At 70.0% G+C, this 4,594-nt stretch carries 7 protein-coding genes; all 7 read right to left on the bottom strand.

Going from position 1 to position 4,594, the window contains the following annotated elements:
• Nucleotides 1-13 precede the first annotated feature (13 nt).
• Nucleotides 14-1,366 (bottom strand): replicative DNA helicase, encoded by a 1,353-nt coding sequence (dnaB, locus tag VGW35_17670; protein ID HEV8309493.1) that lies wholly within the window; start codon nt 1,364-1,366, stop codon nt 14-16.
• 19 nt (nt 1,367-1,385) lie between these two features.
• Complete coding sequence (rplI, locus tag VGW35_17665) at nt 1,386-1,829, bottom strand: 50S ribosomal protein L9 (protein ID HEV8309492.1); 444 nt, start codon at nt 1,827-1,829, stop codon at nt 1,386-1,388.
• Nucleotides 1,830-2,013: 184 nt separating this feature from the next.
• Nucleotides 2,014-2,946, bottom strand: coding sequence for a DUF2232 domain-containing protein (locus VGW35_17660; protein HEV8309491.1), 933 nt, complete (start codon nt 2,944-2,946; stop codon nt 2,014-2,016).
• A gap of 7 nt (nt 2,947-2,953) precedes the next feature.
• The gene (gene rpsR / locus VGW35_17655; protein HEV8309490.1) at nt 2,954-3,190 is read right to left on the bottom strand and encodes a 30S ribosomal protein S18; all 237 of its coding nucleotides are present in this window, start codon (nt 3,188-3,190) and stop codon (nt 2,954-2,956) included.
• Between the two features lie 61 nt (nt 3,191-3,251).
• Complete coding sequence (locus VGW35_17650) at nt 3,252-3,656, bottom strand: single-stranded DNA-binding protein (protein ID HEV8309489.1); 405 nt, start codon at nt 3,654-3,656, stop codon at nt 3,252-3,254.
• Nucleotides 3,656-4,027 (bottom strand): 30S ribosomal protein S6, encoded by a 372-nt coding sequence (rpsF, locus tag VGW35_17645; protein ID HEV8309488.1) that lies wholly within the window; start codon nt 4,025-4,027, stop codon nt 3,656-3,658. The genes VGW35_17650 and rpsF overlap by 1 nt, the downstream gene beginning before the upstream one ends.
• 168 nt (nt 4,028-4,195) lie before the next feature.
• Nucleotides 4,196-4,594 (bottom strand): TCP-1/cpn60 chaperonin family protein (locus tag VGW35_17640; protein HEV8309487.1); only part of this gene is annotated, 399 nt, incomplete at its 5' end.

Below are 4,594 nucleotides of genomic sequence, written 5' to 3'. Positions count from 1 at the left end.
CGGGACGCGGCCGTCAGAGCTGCTCGCGGGGGGTCATCTCCTCGAACCGGGTGTACTCCGGCTTGAAGACGAGCGGGATCTTGTCGGTCGGACCATTCCGCTGCTTGCCGATGATGACGTCGGTCAGGTTTCGCTCGGCCTCCGCCGCATTCTCCTTGTAGAGCCCGGATCGGTGCAAGAAGATGATGACGTCGGCATCCTGCTCGAGGGCCCCCGATTCCCGAAGGTCGCTCAGCCGCGGCGAGGACTCCCCGCGGGCCTCGATGGCCCGCGACAGCTGCGAGAGCGCGATGACCGGCACCTCCAGCTCCTTGGCCAGGGCCTTGAGCGACCGCGAGATCTCCGAGATCTCCTGCTGGCGGTTCTCGGCCCGCCAGCGGCCTTGCATGAGCTGGAGGTAGTCGATCACCACCAGCTCGAGCCCGTGCTCCGCCCGCACGCGCCGCGCCTTGGCCCGCGCTTCGAGCACCGACAGGTTCGCGGTGTCGTCGATGAGGAGGGGCGCTTCCGCCAGCTGACCGCCGGCCCCGACGATGCGCCTCCAGTGGGGATCCGTGAGGTGACCGGTCCGGACGAGGTGGGAGTCGACCCGCGCCTCGGCGCAGATGAGCCGCTGCACCAGCTGCTCCTTCGACATTTCCAGGCTGAAGAAGAGGATCGGACGGCGCAGCTTGACGGCCACGTGCTGGGCGATGTTCAGGGCGAAGGCCGTCTTCCCCATGGAGGGGCGGCCGGCGATGATGATGAAGTCCGACCGCTGGAAGCCGGCGGTCAGTTTGTCGAGGTCCTTGAAGCCGGTCGGGAGGCCGGTGATGTCCTCCTTGCGATGGTAGAGCGTCTCGATGTGCCGGATCGCCGGCCCCAGGACGTCGCGGACGGGGATGGCGGCCTTGTGGAGCCGCCGCTCGGCGATGCGGAAGAGCATCTGCTCGGCGCGGTCGAGCAGGCTCTGGACGTCTTCCGTCTCCTCGAATCCCTGCTCGGTCATCTCGCGCGCCACGCGGATCAGCTCCCGGAGCTGGGCCTTGTCGCGGACGATCTGGGCATAGGAGGAGAACTGGGTGGCGACGGTGGCCTCCTCCATGAGGGTCGCCAGCGCGGCTTGCCCGCCGACCTCCTCGAGCTCCCCGGCCCGCCGGAGCTCCTCCGAGACGGTGAGGACGTCGGCCGGCTCGCTTCGGTCGAACAGCCGAACCATGGCCGCGTAGATCTTCCGGTGCCCGTCCTTGTAGAACTCGTCGGGTCCCAGGAGCTCGATGGCTCGCGGCAGCACCGCCGGCTCGAGAAGGATGGCGCCGAGGACCGCGCGCTCGGCCTCGAGGTTGTGCGGGGGGACCTTGCCGGGCAGCTCGACGAGCGTGGCCATGAGGCGGCCGCGGACGGGGTTACTCGCGGGTGACGGTCACGGCCAGCTCTGCCGTCACGTCCTGGTGGAGGCGGATGGGCACGCGGTAGTCGCCGAGCGCCTTGATCGGCTCGTCCAGGACGACCCGGCGCTTCTCGACCGGGATCTGGTGGCGCTCCAGGAACTCGACGATGTCCTGAGCGGACACCGATCCGTAGAGCCGCCCATCCTCGGAGGCACGGGTCGCCACGCTGAGAGAGAGGCGGCCGATCCGCTCGGCGGCGCCTTGGGCCTCCTCCCGCGCGTGGTGGTCGGCGCGCTGCCGCTGGCGCTTGAGCTGCTCCAGGTTCTCGAGGTTGGCCGGCGTGGCCGGCACCGCCAGCTTCTTGGGCAGCAGGAAGTTCCGGGCGTAGCCGGTGGCCACCTCTCGTATCTCCCCCCGGTGCCCGAGCGCGGGGACATCTTCCATCAGGATGATCTTCATGGCTCGCTCACTCCTCGGTCATTTCGGGGGGTCTCGGAAGACCCCCCCGATGCCCCCCCGGTCGTGGCGGCGGCGAAGCCGCCGCTCGGAGCATTCCTCGATGGTACCGCGCGCTCCGGGGTCGGCGCCGGGTCGGGTTTACTCCGACAGGCTCCTAGGCGGTCAGAGGGTATCGGCACGGCGCTCAGGCGGGCGTGGCCGCCCGGCGAATCCTTCGAAAGTCGACCCACAGATCGGAGAGGCCGAGGCAGGCGGCCGCGATCAGCAGGAGCGGCTGCACGGCGAACAGCCCGAAGCTGACACCCTGCAGAGGCCGGGAGATCCGGGCCTTCTGAAAGAAGTGGCGAAGGATCGCCAGCCCCTGGATCGCATAGAGCGGCGCCAGGACGATGAGGATGTTCAGGCCGGCCGGGACGAAGGGATCATGCTGGGAGACGAGCAGGAAGCCCCCCCCGATGACGGCCCACACGAGGTGGTCTGGCACGGCCTCCTCGGCGAACGGGCGGAAGCCCCGACCGCGGAGGCAGAGCCGCGCGCCGAGGTAGTTGGTGAGGGCGACGACCAGCAACCCGACCAGGATGAGGCCGGGTCCCGCGATCCGCATGGTGTCGGACAGGAGCCGGGCCGACTCGGCGACCCAGGCGGGATCGCCGGCCAGCCCGAGCCAGCTCGGAACGCGCTCGAGCTCGGCGACGTGCGCGTCGACCCGCCGACCGAGCAAGGGGAGAATGGCGGTGCCGGCCGGCAGGTACGTCCAGACGAGAGCCGTGAGCCCGACGAGGCTGGCGCCGGCGACGAGCATGAGGGTCACGGACAAGGGGAATCGCCGACTCAGGGTCAGGCCGAGGATCAGTCCGGGAAAAGCGTGCCGGAGCGCCAGGACGGCCGCCGCCGGACCGCCGATGAGCGCCGCCGCTCCGACCACCCCCAGCAGCGCCGCCAGGCCGCCCGCCACCGGACCCCCCAGAGCGAAGGCCAGCGCCACCGGGATCAGGCTCACCAGGGCGGTGGCCCCGCCGAGTCCCAGCCGCGCTTCCGTCACTCCGAGCAGCAGGAGCGCGAGCCCCAGGCCGGTACCCAGAAGGACGACCTGTCGCGTCCCCTGGCCAGCGGCCATGCCGTCCCTACTCCGCGGCGAACGGGATGAGGGCCATCGTCCGAACGCGCTTCAGGCCCGAGGTCAGCTGGCGCTGATGTCGGGCGCAGCTCCCGGAGATACGCCGCGGGATGATCTTTCCGCGTTCGGTGATGAAGGTGCGGAGCCGCTTGATGTCCTTGTAGTCGACGATGCCGATCTTATCCGCACAAAACTTGCAGATCTTCCGCCGGCCGAACCGGCGCCGCTTCACGGGCTTCACCACGTCCTGGCCTCCTCACGCGCTCCCGATCGACCCGGCCGGCGCCACCCGGCGGCCCTCGGCCTCAAAAGGGAACCTCGTCCGCCTGGCCCGCCGGCTCCTCGAAGGACTCGCTCTCGGCCCCGGGCGCCGCCGCCTTCGGGCGCCCCAGGAACTGCAGTCGGTCCGCCACGACCTCCACGACATTGCGCCGCTGGCCGTCCTTGCCCTCCCACTCGCGCGTCTGGAGGCGCCCTTCGACGAGCACCGGGCTGCCCTTGTCGAGGTACTGCGCCGAGGCCTCGGCCTGCTTCCCCCAGACGACGACGGTCAGGAAGTACGTCTCCTCGCGACGGTCGCCGCCCTGGGTCGTGTAGGAGCGATTCACCGCCAGGCGCAGGTCGGAGACGGCGGTCCCGCTCGGGGTGTATCGGAGCTCGGGCGGGCGGGTGAGGTTCCCGATCAGAAAGACCTTGTTCAGGCTCGCCATCAACCGACCTCCTCGACCGTCGCCTCCGGACTGGGTGCCGTCTCGGCGGGGGGCTCGGCCCCGACCTTCCGGCGCCGCTCCACCACCCGGATCGTCATGAAACGGAGGACGGACTCGTTGAGCCTGAGCTGCCGCTCGTACTCACGCATGACCGATGGCTCCGCTCGCGTTTGGAGCAGGACGTACGTACCCTCTCGCTGCTTCGCGATCTCGAACGCGAGCCGCCGCTTGCCCCAGTTCTCCGTCGACACGGCCTCACCCCCGAGCCCGCTCACGGACTCCTGGAGCCGGCTCGTCAGCTGGGCGACTTCTTCCTCGGTCAGACGCGGATCGATGATCACCATCACATCGTAGAGATGCAGCGCACTCACCTCCTCTCGCGAGACGCGGGCCCGCGGGCCCGCGCATGACCAAAGTGACTTAGCATACCAACGCCGTCAGCGCGGGCGCAAGCCGGAAATCGGCGATCGGCGCTGAACGCACGACGGCCCCCGGGGGGAAACCCCCGGAGGCCGTCGGCTCGGCGCCCGGCGGGACGCCTAGAAGTCGCCCCCATGCGGCATGGGCGGCGCGGCCTTCTTCTCCTCTTCCGGAATGTCGGTGATGAGCGCCTCGGTGGTCAGCAGCAGCGACGCGATGGACGCCGCGTTCTGCAGCGCGATGCGCTCGACCTTGGTCGGGTCGATGATCCCGGCCTGCAGCATGTCCACGTACTCGTTGGACTCGGCGTCGAAGCCGTAGCTGGCCTCCTTGGCGGCCTTCACCTTCTCGACCACCACCGAGCCCTCGAGGCCGGTGTTCTCCACGATCTGCCGGATCGGCTCCTCCAGCGCGCGCCGCACGATGTTGGCGCCGGTCGCCTCGTCCCCCGACAGCTTGAGACCGTCCAGCGCCCGGGCCGCCCGCAACAGCGCCACGCCGCCGCCGGGCACGATGCC

The sequence above is a fragment of the Candidatus Methylomirabilota bacterium genome (genome assembly GCA_036005065.1).
GTDB lineage: Bacteria > Methylomirabilota > Methylomirabilia > Rokubacteriales > DASRDR01 > DASYQW01.
Note: the sequence above shows the minus strand (reverse complement) of the source record. Positions and strands in the feature narration are given on the sequence as shown.